Origin of the sequence: Massilia rhizosphaerae (assembly GCF_016093545.1) — a bacterium.
Classification (GTDB): domain Bacteria; phylum Pseudomonadota; class Gammaproteobacteria; order Burkholderiales; family Burkholderiaceae_D; genus Telluria; species Telluria rhizosphaerae.
This window is the reverse complement of sequence record NZ_JADKYX010000023.1, coordinates 109,681-123,304: the sequence shown is the minus strand read 5'-3', so window position 1 is coordinate 123,304 and position 13,624 is coordinate 109,681. Positions and strand designations below refer to the sequence as shown.

The 13,624-nt window shown below is 69.2% G+C and carries 13 protein-coding genes; 3 read left to right on the top strand and 10 right to left on the bottom strand.

Translation table 11 applies throughout. From position 1 onward, the window contains the following. Both ISF28_RS26140 and ISF28_RS30760 read left to right on the top strand, forming a co-directional pair. On the top strand, positions 1 to 767 hold a 767-nt coding region (locus ISF28_RS26140; protein ID WP_307727474.1), incomplete at its 5' end, for an SIR2 family NAD-dependent protein deacylase. A gap of 123 nt (positions 768 to 890) precedes the next feature. Continuing rightward, the gene (locus ISF28_RS30760; RefSeq protein ID WP_198120104.1) at positions 891 to 1,475 is read left to right on the top strand and encodes an MAPEG family protein; all 585 of its coding nucleotides are present in this window, start codon (positions 891 to 893) and stop codon (positions 1,473 to 1,475) included. A 90-nt stretch (positions 1,476 to 1,565) separates the two neighbouring features. Here ISF28_RS30760 and ISF28_RS26130 read toward each other — a convergent pair whose 3' ends face one another. Next, on the bottom strand, positions 1,566 to 2,954 hold the full coding sequence (locus tag ISF28_RS26130) for an FAD-binding oxidoreductase (protein ID WP_198120103.1): 1,389 nt from the start codon (positions 2,952 to 2,954) through the stop codon (positions 1,566 to 1,568). 148 nt (positions 2,955 to 3,102) lie between these two features. Here ISF28_RS26130 and ISF28_RS26125 point away from each other — a divergent pair, with 148 nt between their 5' ends. Next, positions 3,103 to 5,322, top strand: a complete 2,220-nt coding sequence (locus tag ISF28_RS26125) for a hybrid sensor histidine kinase/response regulator (protein ID WP_198120102.1) — start codon at positions 3,103 to 3,105, stop codon at positions 5,320 to 5,322. Positions 5,323 to 5,334: 12 nt separating this feature from the next. Here ISF28_RS26125 and pncB read toward each other — a convergent pair whose 3' ends face one another. From pncB to ISF28_RS26080, 9 genes are all read right to left on the bottom strand, one after another. Further along, complete coding sequence (gene pncB, locus ISF28_RS26120) at positions 5,335 to 6,522, bottom strand: nicotinate phosphoribosyltransferase (RefSeq protein ID WP_198120101.1); 1,188 nt, start codon at positions 6,520 to 6,522, stop codon at positions 5,335 to 5,337. Between the two features lie 89 nt (positions 6,523 to 6,611). Continuing rightward, positions 6,612 to 7,169 (bottom strand): SET domain-containing protein, encoded by a 558-nt coding sequence (locus ISF28_RS26115; protein WP_198120100.1) that lies wholly within the window; start codon positions 7,167 to 7,169, stop codon positions 6,612 to 6,614. Positions 7,170 to 7,259: 90 nt separating this feature from the next. Continuing rightward, positions 7,260 to 8,936 (bottom strand): AMP-binding protein, encoded by a 1,677-nt coding sequence (locus tag ISF28_RS26110; protein ID WP_198120099.1) that lies wholly within the window; start codon positions 8,934 to 8,936, stop codon positions 7,260 to 7,262. 106 nt (positions 8,937 to 9,042) lie between these two features. Further along, positions 9,043 to 10,722, bottom strand: a complete 1,680-nt coding sequence (locus ISF28_RS26105; protein ID WP_198120098.1) for a 4Fe-4S binding protein — start codon at positions 10,720 to 10,722, stop codon at positions 9,043 to 9,045. 12 nt (positions 10,723 to 10,734) lie between these two features. Continuing rightward, complete coding sequence (locus tag ISF28_RS26100) at positions 10,735 to 11,208, bottom strand: DUF3306 domain-containing protein (RefSeq protein ID WP_198120097.1); 474 nt, start codon at positions 11,206 to 11,208, stop codon at positions 10,735 to 10,737. An 11-nt stretch (positions 11,209 to 11,219) separates the two neighbouring features. Further along, positions 11,220 to 11,657: a DUF3305 domain-containing protein gene (locus ISF28_RS26095; protein WP_198120096.1), complete on the bottom strand. Its 438-nt coding sequence runs from the start codon at positions 11,655 to 11,657 to the stop codon at positions 11,220 to 11,222. Then, on the bottom strand, positions 11,654 to 12,046 hold the full coding sequence (locus tag ISF28_RS26090) for a hypothetical protein (protein ID WP_229519398.1): 393 nt from the start codon (positions 12,044 to 12,046) through the stop codon (positions 11,654 to 11,656). Before ISF28_RS26090 ends, ISF28_RS26095 begins: the two co-directional genes overlap by 4 nt. An 11-nt stretch (positions 12,047 to 12,057) precedes the next feature. Then, complete coding sequence (locus ISF28_RS26085; RefSeq protein WP_198120095.1) at positions 12,058 to 12,489, bottom strand: hypothetical protein; 432 nt, start codon at positions 12,487 to 12,489, stop codon at positions 12,058 to 12,060. Positions 12,490 to 12,499: 10 nt separating this feature from the next. After that, positions 12,500 to 13,618 (bottom strand): formate dehydrogenase subunit gamma, encoded by a 1,119-nt coding sequence (locus ISF28_RS26080; RefSeq protein ID WP_198120094.1) that lies wholly within the window; start codon positions 13,616 to 13,618, stop codon positions 12,500 to 12,502. Between the last annotated feature and the right edge of the window lie 6 nt (positions 13,619 to 13,624).

Below are 13,624 nucleotides of genomic sequence, written 5' to 3'. Positions count from 1 at the left end.
GCTCGACCGGGAACAGGTACGCAGCTTTTTGTTTCTTGGGCTTTTTAGTGCTCATCACTTCGGTCATGGAACAGTCCTTTCGGCATTATTTCATGACCCCGGTTCACACAGAAAATCTGACAGGCTCTGGGCTTCCGACATTTCGTGATTGCAACGGGCTTTGGAATGAATATTCTTGGCATGAAGTTGCGTCTCCTGAGGGCTGGAAGACTCGACCAGAAGCTGTGCTGGCCTTTTACAACGAGCGCCGCGCAAAGGCGTCAGAGGCTGTACCGAACGCTGCTCATGAAGCTATCGCATCCCTAGAAGCGGCATATGACGTTGTAGTGATCACACAAAATGTTGATGATCTGCACGAACTGGCTGGCTCTACCAAAATAGTTCACCTCCACGGTCAACTCTCATACGCAAGAGGTACATCGGATTCGCCTAAGCGCTATCGCATTGGTTCGGCCCCGATCGCACTAGGGCAACTTTGCGAAGACGGTTCACAGCTCCGTCCAGACATCGTATGGTTTGGTGAAAATGTTCAGCATATTGAAGAGGCACGCCAGCACGTCGCTTCCGCTGCGAAAGTCCTTGTAGTCGGAACTTCACTGTCTGTCTATCCGGCAGCTTCGCTGGTGAAGGTGGCGCGCGGGCGCGCCGAGAAGGTTCTTAACTGTTTGGATATCGGCAAAGTCCCGTTCGGATTCAATTTTTTACGCGGCAACGCCACAAGCGTCATTCCGAGGCTAGTCGAAAAATGGTTGGGCCAAGTTCGCTAAACTTCAGTCAGACATAACGTTGCTAGGTCCGCTTTGGGTCGATAGGACTCCTTCGCGGCTGTTTGAAAATGTTTTGAAAATGCATCGATCAGCCTGAGACGCCACGTGCGAACGCCACACATCGTGGATATTGAACAGTGGCTGTTCAATTTCGCGTTGGCGGAAGATTGCCGATGCAATTCGCCATTGGTATCGTTCAAATGTCGCGTTCATTTGAACTGCCTGAAGACAATAGCCACGGTTAGAACCAGCTACTTTTGGGGCGAGATGCGTGCGCCCCAGGCAGCTGACTCTACAGCCGCTTCACAGACAACCGTAGGGAGTCACGTGGACTTGACAACAACGATTCTGCTCGTACTTGGGTTATACATGGTCCAGTTGTTCCTGCAGGAGACATCGCGCTTCGGATTCGACCTGCGGGCGATCATCGGGAACCGGGACAATGCGCCGCCGCTCAGCATCGCAGGAGGGCGGCTTGAGCGAGCGAAGAATAATATGCTGGAATCCTTACCGCTTTTTCTTGGCTTGGCTTTGCTCGCCGTAGCGAAAGGACACACGGCCGGCTTGGTCGCCAATGCTGCGACCGTCTTCCTGATTGCGCGTGCCGCCTACGTTCCGGCATACGTCAGCGGTATTCCGATGTTGCGATCCGCGGTCTGGTTGGTCGCGGTGGCCAGCCTTGGCGCCATGGCATGGGCGCTCACCTAAGGCACAGCGCCGAGCGCACTGGAACGGATCGCGGCCCCGATCTGTAGTACTGACGGGAATACCGTGGGAGTATCGGCCGCGTGAGCGCGGTTATCCGGCCGGCGGGATGTTGTGATTGAAGCGGAACAGGTTGTCCGGGTCGTAGCGCTGCTTGACCTGCACGAGCCGGTCCCAGTTCGGCCCGTACGCGTCACGGATGCGCGACGCTTCGTCCTGGGTGAGGAAGTTGATGTAGACGCTGCCCGCCGCATACGGCGCCACCGCCGCGAAGAAGTCGCGGGCCCAGCCCACGCAGCGGGCGTCGTCGGCCGCGTCGGTCCAGCGGCCGTGCACGTTCATCGCATACGTCACGTTGCGGTGCGGGTAGGCCGTCGCGTCGGCGGCGGGCTCGTTGGCGCGGCCGCCGATGAGACCCAGGAAGATCTCGCACTGCGGCGTCGGCACGCTGGCGGCGTAACGGAGCACGACGTCGATCGCGTCGTCGGACAGGGCCGTGAAGTTGTGCGATTTCCAGTAATTGCGCGCGCCCGGCGCCAGCAGCGGGTCGAACGTCTTCTGCCAGGCCGCGTACGGCACCGCGCCGACGTGCTCGCCCAGCACGGCGCCGAACGTCCGCACGGGCGCGATGGCCGCCAGCGCCTCGTCCGGCGGGCGGGGCGAGAACACGGCCAGCGCGACGATGTCCTGGCCGTGCACGTCCGGCGGCAGGAACGGCAGCGGCGGCGCCCGGCGCAGCACGGCCCAGATCGAGACGTCGTTCGGGAGCGTGTCCACGAGGTCGCGGTAGCGGCGCAGCACCTCCCTGCCCTGCGCGGCCGCGAACACGATCAGCCCGGCCGTGACGGACGGTCCGGCCGCGTGCAGCGCGAACTCGAAGCGCGTGACGACGCCGAAGTTGCCGCCGCCGCCGCGCAGCGCCCAGAACAGGTCCGGCTCCTGGCGCGGCCCGACGTGGCGCCGGCGCGCGTCGGCCGTGACGATTTCAGCGCCCACGAGGCTGTCCACCGTCAGGCCCAGCATGCGCGACAGCCAGCCGAAGCCGCCGCCCAGCGTGAGGCCGGCCACGCCCGTCGTCGAATTGATGCCGAGCGGGACGGCCAGGCCGCAGGCCTGCGTCTCGTGGTCGATGTCGGCCAGCAGCGCGCCGCCGTCGACGTAGGCGAGGCGCGCGTCTGGATCGACGTGCACGGCGCGCATGCCGGACAGGTCGATCACGAGCCCGTCGTCGCACATGGCATTGCCGGCGATATTGTGGCCGCCGGCGCGCACGGCCAGCGGCAGGCCGTAGTCGCGCGCGAACGCGACGGCCGTGCACACGTCGGCCGTGCCGGCGCAGCGCGCGATCAGCGCCGGCCGGCGGTCGATCATCGCGTTCCAGATCTGCCGCGCGCCATCGTAGTCCGGGTCGCCCGGCCGCAGCACGGGGCCCCGCAGGGCGGCCGCGAGGCCGTCCAGCACTTCAGGTTTCATCGGCGTCATCGCACCCTCCGCCCCGGCGAACCCGGCGGGAGGCGGCCGCCATCCCGCCCGCGCCATCCTTGCAGCATAGGCGCCGGCGGCGAATGTGCAAGCGGCGGCGGCCGTCCGGCCCCGCGTATAATGGTTCGCTTTGGATTCCGGACTTCCCATGCACGCTCAACGCGCGCCCACGCTGTCGCTGCGCCATCTGCTGATCCTGCTGACGGCGATCGGCCTGCTGCCGCTGGCCGCGCTGGGCGCATGGAGCGTGCACCTGGCCGCCGAGTACCACCAGAGCGAACAGCAACGCACACTGCTGGACCTGGCCCGCGCGCTGTCGAGCGCCGTCGACGCGGAACTGGACGGCACCGTCGCCACGCTCGCCAGCATGGCGCGCACGCCCGCGCTCGACGAGGGCGACGTGCGCGCCTTCTACCCCATCGCCCGCGACCAGGCCCTGGCGCAGCCGGAATGGCTGGGCGTGATCCTGGCCGACGCCCAGGGCCGCATGCTGTTCCGCACGACGGCGCCGCTGGACGCACCGCCGCAACCCGTCGCCGATCCCGCCAGCCTGCGCCTGGCGCTCGTGCTGCGCCGTCCCGTCATCGGCCATCTCACGCGCGGCAAGGGCGGACGTCCCGCCGTGCCCGTGCGCTATCCCGCGATCGACGCCGCCGGCCATGCCTACGTGCTGACGGCCGTCGTGCAACCCGACCGCGTCGTGCGCGTGATCGCGCGCCAGCAGGTGCCGGCGGGCTCGATGATCACGGTGCTGGACAGCGACGGCACGATCGTCGCCCGCTCGAGCGGAGAGCAGGACCGCGCGGGCTCCCCGCCCAGTCCGACGCTGGCGCGGCTGATCCGCCTGAACGGCCCGGAAGGCGTGGGCGCCACCCGCACCATCGAAGGCGAGGCCGTGGCGACGGCCTATACGCGGATGTCGCGCTACGGCTGGACGGTCGCGGTCGGCGCGCCGCCCATGGGCTGGGCCGGCGGCGCGACGCAGGGATTCGTCTGGTACGCAGCGGGCATCGTGCTGTCGCTCGCGCTTTCCATCGGGCTCGCTTCGCTGCTGGCGGGACGTATCGTGCGTCGCATCGGTACCCTCGAGACGGGCTTCGCGGCCCTCGGCGCCGGCGCCGACCTGGCCGTGCCGCGTTCGCGCATCCGCGAGATCGACGCGATGGGCGCGGCATTGCGGGAAGCCGGGGCGCAGCGCGCCGCACACGAGCGGGAACGGGGCAGCCTGATGGACACGCTCGCCCAGGTCCTCGCCAAACGCGAGGAAGCGCTCGACCAGGCGCGCCAGGCCGGGCGCGCCAAGGACGAATTCCTGGCCGTGCTGGGCCACGAACTGCGCAATCCGCTCGCCCCCATCGCCGGCGCGCTCGACCTGATGGACCTGCGCAACGACGAAGGCAGCCGGCGCGAACGCGGCATCATGCGGCGCCAGGTGGCGCACCTGAAGCATCTCGTCGACGACCTGCTCGACGTGTCGCGCATCGCGTCCGGCAAGCTGCGCATCGAAAGCGCGCCGGTCGACCTGGCGGCCGTCGCGCGCCATGCCGTCGCCGCCTTGCCGGACCAGCCGGTCCGCCTGGACGTGCCGGACGCGCTGTGGGTCGACGGCGACGAGCACCGGCTCGTCCAGGTGCTGGGCAACCTGCTGTCGAACGCGGCCCGCTTCGGCAGCACGGACACGCGCATCGTCCTCGAGTGCGTGGACGGTGAAGCCCGCCTCGCCGTGAGCGACAACGGCATCGGCATGGACGCCACGCTGGCGGAGCGCGTGTTCGAACCGTTCTACCAGGCGCCGCAACCGCTCGTGCGCCACAGCGGCCTGGGACTCGGGCTCGCCATCGTGCGCCGCATCGTCGAGCTGCACGGCGGCCGCGTGAGCGCCCACAGCGACGGCCCGGGCCGGGGCAGCCGCTTCGAGATCCGGCTGCCGCTCGGCACGCCCGCCGCGGGCGCCGCGCCGCCCGCCGCGCACGCGGACGCGGCGCCGCTCAAGGTGCTGGTCGTGGACGACAACGAGGACGCCGCCGCCCTCACGGCCGCCGTGCTGCGCCAGCTGGGGCACGACGTCCGCACAGCGCACACGGCGGCGGCCGCGCTGGACGTGCAGGCGGACTGGCCGCCGGACGCCGCGATCCTTGACATCGGCCTGCCCGATATGGACGGCTACACCCTCGCCGCCGCCATGCGCCGCGCGGCGGACGGCCAGCCGCTGCGGCTGGCGGCCCTCACCGGCTACGGCCGGCAGGCGGGCGTGGCTGCGCACTCGCCGGTCGACACGGCCGCGTTCGACCTGCACCTGACCAAGCCGGCCACCGTGGACGATTTGCGGCGAGCGCTGGGCGCGGAGAACGTCGGGACCGGCGCGTAGCCGGCGCCGGCGTCAGATGTGCTGGTCGAACACCTGGCGCAGATACGCGATGAACGTCTCGTCGGTGGAAAAACCCTTGCCGGGGCTGTCGGACAGCTTGGCGACGGGCTGGCCGTTGCAGCGCGTGAGCTTCATGACGATGTTCAGCGGCTCGAACTGCGTGTCGTTCGTCAACTTGGTGCCGATGCCGAAGCCGGTCTGCACCCGGTCGGCGAAGTGGCGGTACAGGCTCAGGGCCCTGGGCACGGTGAGCGCGTCCGAAAACACGAGCCGCTTCGTGCGCGCGTCGATGCGCAGCCTGGCGTAGTGCGCGATGGCTTTTTCGCCCCACTCCACCGGATCGCCGGAATCGTGGCGCAGGCCGTCGAACAGCTTGGCGAAATACAGGTCGAAGTCGCGCAGGAAGGCGTCCATGCCGACGACGTCCGTCAGCGCCGTCCCCAGGTCGCCGCGGTATTCCTGCACCCAGTCTTCCAGCGCCTTCTTCTGGAAATCGCGCAGCCGGACGTCGAACGACTGGAACGCCTGCATGTATTCGTGCGCCATCGTCCCGATCGGCACCAGGTCGAATTTCTTCGCGAGGTAGACGTTCGACGTGCCCTTGAAAAACTGCGGCAGCTCGCGCGCGAGGGTGGCGACGACTTCCGCGTGCCAGTCGCCCGAGAAACGGCGGCGCACGCCGAAATCGAAGAACTCGAACGGATTGGCGCGCTTGGGTTCCTCGTCGAAGGCGCGGAACTCGGCGATCTTCTGCGCCAGCCGCTGGCGCGCCTCCGCGAGGGCGGCCTCCTTGTCGAAGCGGCGGAAGTACAGCTCGTTGACGATGTACAGCACGAAGATCTCGAACCCCATCACGTGCACGATCGGCCCGGTCGCGCGGATGCGCAGGTGCGGCCCGTCCGTTTCGACGTGGATGAATTTGCGCTGGAAACGGAACAAGGTGAGGAAGTCGGCGAAGTCGCTTTTGATGAAGCGCAGGGACCTCATGTAATCGACCTCGTCCTCGCTGAACATCAGCGTGCACAGATGGTCCAACTCGCGTTCGACCTCCTCTTTCAGTTCGGCCAGCGGATAGGCCGGCGTGTTGCGGCACTTGAACTCGTATTCGCCGATGGCGTTCGGGTGCATGTGCAGCAGGGCCTGCCACATGGTGAATTTATAGAGATCGGTTTCGAGCAGGCTTTGGACGACGGGTTTCATGGGCGGTTCGGCGGTTCTCGTTGTTCCCGCGATGGGTATGTCGGTATTCTACGCGTTGCCGGATAGTAACGCCGGCCGCAGCGGTTGCCTCAGGTCGTGGCGCCGGCGGTCTTGCGGCTGCGCTTCTTCGGCGCCAGCATCGTGCCCGTGCACGCCGGGGTGCCGCAGCGGCAGGCGAACAGCCGCTTCAACGCGGGCGTGTGGCGCTCGTCGTAGATGAGCGCGTAGTTGTAGTTCAGTTCCTCGCCCGCGTCGATGTCGCGCAGCGCGTGGATGTACACGCGGCCGTCGTCTTCGTAGGCTTCGCAGTTGGGTTCGCAGGCATGGTTGATCCAGCGGGCGTCGTTGCCGCGCCGGCCGCCGTCGATCACGTTGCCGTCGGCCAGGCTGAAGTAGAATGTGTGATTGACCGGACCGCCCCGCTCGGCGGCCCGGCGCGTCGCTTCGTCCCACGTGATGCGTTCGCCGCGGTATTCGATGATGCGCTCGCCCGCCGCGATCGGACGCAGCGCGAACACGCCATTGCCGTGCACGGGCGATTTGCGCACCTCGTAGGCGACCGTCTTGGCCGCCTTGGCCGCCTTGGCTGCCTTGGGCGGCTTGTCGGCGGCCTGCTGCGATGGGGACGGTCGGGCGGAGGGGCTCATCGGTCGGCGTTCGGTTGGGGGACAGCGATTATTATGGATCGGATCGTGGCATGTCTGCCGCACGCCACTATCGTAGCGCACTCGGCGGCCTCACGGCTCGTCGCGGAACTCCATGCCCGCGTGTTCGCCAGACGCCTCGGCCTTGCGCAATTCTACGCGGCGGATCTTGCCGGAGATCGTCTTCGGCAATTCCGTGAACGCGATGCGGCGGATGCGCTGGTAGGGCGCGAGCCGGTCGCGCGCGAACGCGAAGATGGCGGCGGCCAGTTCACGCGTCGGTTCCACGCCGGGCCGCAGCGCGATGAACGCTTTCGGCACGGCCAGGCGCACCGGGTCCGGGCTCGGGACGATCGCGGCTTCCAGCACGTCCGGATGCTCGATCAGCACGCTCTCCAGCTCGAACGGGCTGATGCGGTAGTCGGAGGACTTGAACACGTCGTCGTTGCGGCCTACGTAGAAGTAATAGCCGTCCTCGTCCACGCGCGCCGTGTCGCCCGTGTGGTAGTGGCCGCGGCGCATCACGTCGCGCGTCTTCGCGTCGTCGTTTTCGTAGCACAGCATCAGGCCCTGCGGCGCCGGATCGAGGCGCAGCGCGATCTCGCCCTCCGGCGCCGGCCGGTCGTCCACGTCGAGCAGCGCGACGCGGTAGCCGGGCAGCGGCCGGCCCATCGATCCCGGCTTGACGGGCTGGCCCGGCGGATTGCCGATCTGGCAGGTGGTCTCGGACTGGCCGAAGCCGTCGCGGATGCGGATGCCCCACGCGCGCTCGACCTGCTCGATGACTTCCGGATTGAGCGGCTCGCCCGCCCCGACCAGCTCGCGCAGCGGCGGCCGCCATTGCGCGAGGTCTTCCTTGATCATCATGCGCCACACGGTCGGCGGCGCGCACAGCGACGTGACGCCGCAGCGCACGATCGTGTCCAGGCAGGCGCGCGCGGAAAAGCGCTCGTAGTTGTAGACGAACACGGTGGCTCCGGCGTTCCACGGCGCGAAAAAGCAGCTCCACGCATGCTTGGCCCAGCCGGGCGAGCTGATGTTCCAGTGCACGTCGCCGGGAGACAAGCCGATCCAGTACATCGTCGACAAATGGCCGACCGGGTAGCTCTGGTGGCTGTGCAGCACGAGCTTCGGCTTCGCTGTCGTGCCGGACGTGAAGTACAGCAGCAGCGGATCGGTGGCCCGGGTGACGCCGTCCGGCGAGAAATCCGCAGACGCCGTGGCGCTGTCGGCATAATCGAGCCAGCCCGCGATAGCGGCAGCGGCACCCGCGCCGACGGCGATGCCCGTGCAATCGCCGGCGACGTCCGCGAACTTGTGCGTCTCCGACGCCTGGGCGATCACGTGGCGCACGCGGCCCCGCTGCAGCCGGTCCGCCAGGTCGTGGCTGGACACGAGCATCGTCGTGGGCACAAGCACGGCCCCCAGCTTGATCCCCGCGAGCATGATCTCCCACAGTTCCACGCGGTTCGGCAGCATCAGCAGCACGCGGTCGCCGCGCCGCACGCCTGCAGCGCGCAGCCAGTTCGCGACCCGGTTCGAGCGCGCCGCCATGTCGGCAAAGGTGATCTTGCGTTCGCTGCCGTCTTCTTCCACGACCCACAACGCGGGCAGCGCATTGCCGCGCGCCTGGACATCGAAATAATCGAGGGCCCAGTTGAATTCGTCGAGCACGGGCGGCTCGTAATCGCGGTACGCCGTCGCGTAGTCGGTGCGGTGTCGTTGCAGGAAGTCGCGTGCGCGGATGAAGCGCTCGTACGGGGTTGCCATCGTCGTCTCCTTTTTGTCATGTGGCACGGGCACCTCGTGAGTGCCCGTGCCGGTGTGCGGTCCGCGCCATTTTGCCACGGCCGCACGGCGCAAGGATGACGCGCCGTCAGCGCCGCCGCAGTTCGCGCGCCCGGTCGATGGTCTGTTCGTCCGTGGGGGTCAGCATGTCGATCACGCGGCAGTCGCCGCACATGCGCATGCGGTCGAGGTGGCCCGCAAACGCCGGATGGCCCGCCAGGCGCGCCAGCATGCTCTCGACCATGCGCACCGTGCCGAACGGCTTGGCGCAGCGGATGCAGTGGAACGGCTGCGTTTCGTTCAGCACGACCGGCTGCTTGCGGGAGTCGCGGAACGACAGCCGGGGGACGAGCCGGATCGCGTCCTCGGGACACGTGTCGGCGCACAGAGCGCACTGCACGCAGTTCTTTTCGATGAAGCGCAGCTGCGGCGCGTTCTGCCCGTCCTGCAGCGCGGACGCCGGACACGCGCCCACGCACGCCATGCACAGGCTGCACTTGCCCGCATCGACATCGAGCGCCCCGAACGGACTGCCCGCCGGCAGCGCGATCTCGTCGACCGGCCGCGGCGCCTCGCGCAGCAGGTGCTCGAGCGCGTAGTCGAGCGTGTTGCGCTTGTCCGCCGCGACGTTGAAGCCGGCCCGCCGCGCGGGCACCTCGCCGCGCGGCGCCTGCTGCAGTGCCGCCGCCAGTTCGTCCGCGTCGGTCGCGCGCAGCCGGCGCACGTGCGGACCCGCGTAGCCCAGGCCCGTCATGACGGTTTGCGCGATGGCCATCTGTTCGTCCAGCGCGGCCGCGTACTGCGGCGCCTCGGCATCCGTCGTCACCACGACGACGCCCGCCGCGCCCCAGGCCAGCGCCGCAAGCCAAAGATCGATGCCCGTCGACGCCGTGTGATGCACGCCCAGCGGCAGTACGCGTCCCGGCACGGCATCCAGTTGCCCGAGCAGCGCCGCGCCTTCCGGACCGTGCACGAGCACGACCGGATCGCGCCCGCCCGCCTGCGCGAAGGCGTTCAGCAGCGTCTTGATGCGCGTGCCCGTGTGCGCCGCAGCGGGATAGGCGTAGCCCAGCGCGCCCGTGGGACAGACGGTCGTGCACGCGCCGCAGCCGGCGCACAGGTAGGGGTTCACGGCGATCAGGTCGCCCGCGTCCGCGATGGCGCCCGCCGAGCAGATCTCGACGCACGCGTTGCAGCCATGCTTGCGGTTGCGGCCGTGCGCGCACAGGCGCTCCTTGTACGCGAAGTACTTGGGTTTCTCGAATTCCCCGACCATGTCGACGAGCGCGTCGACGGCGGCCACGCGCGCCGCCGCATCCGGTCCGGGACAAAAATAGCCGTGCGGGCGCTGGTGCGTGGCGATCTGCGGACTGGCGCCCAGGTCGAGCACGAGGTCGAAGCGCGCATGCTCCGGCGCCGTTCCTGGCGCCTGCCACGTCGCGTCGAACGCCCCGAGCCAGCCCGTCAGGACGAGCGCGCGCACCGCGAACACGGGGAACAGGCGCGGCGTCGTGTCGTCGCCGGCGTCGTCCAGCAGCACGGCCGTCACGGGCAGCGCGGCCGACAGGCGCTCGGCCCACGGCAGCGCGTCCGCGCGGGTGCCGACGACGAGCGTGCGGCCGGCCGAGCGGTAGCCGACGGTGTCGAGCGGTTCGGGCGACGGCAGGTCGGCCAGCGCGGCGAGCGCCGCGCGGCGGGCGGCGCGGTCGCGTTCGTCCTGGACGGGGTCGGCGGGGATGCCCTGCCCTTCGATCAAGCGGATATTCATCGTGTCTCGGTTTCAGGTGGTGTTATCGGTGTTATCGGTGTCGTCGGCATCGTCCGCGCGCGCGGCGTCGGGATTGTCGTCGGCATCCATCGCTTCGACGGCGCGCCGCAATGCCCGCTTCGCGTGCGCCAGCGACGCGAGCATCGCGTCGGACACGGGACTCGGCTTCGTGTAATCGTCGATGTAGACGTCCAGCCGGTCCATCGTATTGAAGTGCGGATCGGCGAACAGTTTTTTCAGCGCCGTGCGGCGCACGGCCGCGTCGACGCCGCGCGCGACGAAGGCGGAGAAATCGGAATCGCCGGTGAGGCGCGCGACATCGTCCATCGTCGGCGGCGGCACGGGCGCCGGCGGCGCGGCGGGCGGCGCGGCGGCCGCATCGGCACACGCATGCGCGGGCGTCTCCGCGACGGGCGCTGGTTCGATGCCCGCCGCCGCCTCGGCCTTGCGGCGCGCCCAGCGGCGCAGGAAGCCTTCGTCCGGCATGGCGCGCTCCGTCATCCGTGCCGGCGGCCGCGCGGCCTGGGCTCGTAGTGCGCGCGCAGATAGCCGGCGAGCCAGGCGTAGATCTCGGCCGGCATCGTCACGCCGTCCGCGTGTTCGCCCGAGTCGAACATGCGCGTGCCCTCGACGTAGCTGACCGACGCCCGCACGGGCATCGCGCGGCCGTCCTGCATGCGCCACAGCACGAACACCTTCGACTCGGGCGCCACGCAATTCTCGTAATAGCCTTCGTTCTCGTCCGGATAGAGTTCCAGTTCGAGTCCGGAGACGAGGTAGTAGTCGCGCTCCGGCGACTGGCTCAGCACCTGCAGCGGCGGCAGGTCGCCGCGGTCGGGCACGACGCCGACGGCTTCCCAGGCTTCAATGGCCCAGCGGTGCTTGACGGCCCGCCGCTGCATCAGCACGGCGATCGGCATGGATCCCATCTTCATGGATTGTGCACCTTCGGCGTGTCTTTCCGGACCGTGGGCGGCGTGCCGGCCGGTTCGGCCTTCGTCGGGCCGGCCTTCACGTCCTGGCTGGGCGGCGCGGTGCCCAGCTTTTCGCTCTTGATGGGCGCGGCGGCCGCGACCGCGACGGGCGCATGCGGCTTCCAGCCTTGCCGCGCCGCGCGGGCGCGCCAGCGGGCCGCGACGGCGTCCATCGACGCCGCCAGTTCCTCCTTGGCCTTCGCGGCCTGGGCGTCGGCCTGCGCCTTCTTGGCCGCGGCGGCCTCCTGCTGCGCGGGCGTCGGCGCCGGCAGCGCGGCCCGGGCCGCCGCCGCGGCCAGGCCCAGCGCCGATGCCAACACCAGGGCCGCCATGCTGTACATGCGATTCATCCCGCTCTCCTTCAACGTCCCGGCGCCGCCGAGTGGCTGGCGTCGCGGTTGACGGCGCCCGGCCGCGGCCCCACCTCGGCGGGCGTGGGCGCGGCCGGCTTGCCGTAGTCGGCGGGCGCCGCCTGCGTCGCGCCCGGCATGCCCGCGCCGCCGGGCGGGGTCACGCCCTGGCTGGGCCCCGTGCCCGTCTCGTGCACGGCACCGCCCGTCTCCGCGCCGCCCGTGTTGCCGCCCTTCCCGCCCGCGATGCCCGGCGTGCCGCCCGCATAGGTGGCGTCGGTCTTGGCGCCGCCGTGCGCGGCCATCACCTGGCCACTCGTGCCGCCGCCGGCCGTCACCATGCCGGGGAATTTCGTCTGGCGCTGGGCGCTGTCGCCGTGCTGCTTGCAGCCGGCGGCGGCCAGCAGCACCAGCACGGCCATCCACGTCGTCGTCGCTTTCATCGCCCGCTCCTCAATGCGCGGGCCGCGGCGGCGGACTGCCGGCCGGCGGGTTGGCGGGCGGCGGCCGGTCCGGCGGCACGCGGTCGTCGAACGTGCCCGGCGCCACGCCGGCCTCGACTTCGTCGTACCACACGGCGTGGTGCGCCTTCGCCCACGCTGCGTCGACGGTCCCGTGGCGCATCGCCTCGTACGCGCCCGGCGTGCCCCACGTGCCGATGTAGATATGGCCCATCGCCGCCGCGATGTAGAACGTGGCGCCCGCGATATGCAGGTAGTTCGCGACCTGCATGACGTAGCGCGTCTGTCCGAAGGTGACGAAGTCCAGGACGAGGCCGGTGGCCGACATCACGAGGCCCAGCAGGGTCACGCCCAGCCAGAACCACGCCTTCTCGCCCGCGTTGAAGAACCCGGCCGGGACGTGCGTGTGCGAGACGATCCCCCCGCCCCGCCGGAACCACTGCCAGTCGATGCGGCGCCAGACGTTCCGGTGCAGGAAGGTGAAGAAGATCAGCACGGAGCACACGATGAACAGCGGCCCCACGAAGTTGTGCAGGTACTTGAAGACGTAGGCGATGCCCGCGAACACGTCGTGGCCGACGAACGGCAGCAGGATCTTCTTGCCGAACATGATGACGAGGCCCGTCACGGCGAGGACGATGAAGCTGATGGCCGTCGCCCAGTGCACCCAGCGCTCCCAGTCCGTGAAGCGGACGATGCGCCGGCCCGTCTCCGGTTCGTCCACGCGCGCCGGGCCGACGGCGCGGTAGAACAGGAAGATCGCGACGAGCACGGCGACGAGGATCGTCCCCATCGTCGTCGCCATCCACCCGTTGCGCCACACGCGCCACACGTTGCCGCCGCGCTGGAGGATGACGGTGCCTTCCGTGCCGCCGTACTGCCCCAGATAATGGCGGTCGATGTGGACGCGCCCGGACGAGGCCGAGCCCAGCCCCGGCTCGGGCGTGCGCGCATCGTGCTCGGCCTGCAGGATCGTCTGCTCCTCGGCGTACGCGGGCTCGGCGCGGTTGTTCGGCACGCCCGCGTGCGCCGCGCCGACGAGCCACAGCGACAGGAAGAGTCCCAGCAAGGGTCCCGGCAAGGTCCGCAACGATGGAAGAGTGAATGACATGGTCGC

Coding starts and splice junctions, on each gene's coding strand:
- ISF28_RS26130 (WP_198120103.1), bottom strand. CDS start 2,954: ATGACGCCGATGAAACCTGAAGTGCTGGACGGCCTCGCGGCCGCCCTG.
- ISF28_RS26125 (WP_198120102.1), top strand. CDS start 3,103: ATGCACGCTCAACGCGCGCCCACGCTGTCGCTGCGCCATCTGCTGATC.
- pncB (WP_198120101.1), bottom strand. CDS start 6,522: ATGAAACCCGTCGTCCAAAGCCTGCTCGAAACCGATCTCTATAAATTC.
- ISF28_RS26115 (WP_198120100.1), bottom strand. CDS start 7,169: ATGAGCCCCTCCGCCCGACCGTCCCCATCGCAGCAGGCCGCCGACAAG.
- ISF28_RS26110 (WP_198120099.1), bottom strand. CDS start 8,936: ATGGCAACCCCGTACGAGCGCTTCATCCGCGCACGCGACTTCCTGCAA.
- ISF28_RS26105 (WP_198120098.1), bottom strand. CDS start 10,722: ATGAATATCCGCTTGATCGAAGGGCAGGGCATCCCCGCCGACCCCGTC.
- ISF28_RS26100 (WP_198120097.1), bottom strand. CDS start 11,208: ATGCCGGACGAAGGCTTCCTGCGCCGCTGGGCGCGCCGCAAGGCCGAG.
- ISF28_RS26095 (WP_198120096.1), bottom strand. CDS start 11,657: ATGAAGATGGGATCCATGCCGATCGCCGTGCTGATGCAGCGGCGGGCC.
- ISF28_RS26090 (WP_229519398.1), bottom strand. CDS start 12,046: ATGAATCGCATGTACAGCATGGCGGCCCTGGTGTTGGCATCGGCGCTG.
- ISF28_RS26085 (WP_198120095.1), bottom strand. CDS start 12,489: ATGAAAGCGACGACGACGTGGATGGCCGTGCTGGTGCTGCTGGCCGCC.
- ISF28_RS26080 (WP_198120094.1), bottom strand. CDS start 13,618: ATGTCATTCACTCTTCCATCGTTGCGGACCTTGCCGGGACCCTTGCTG.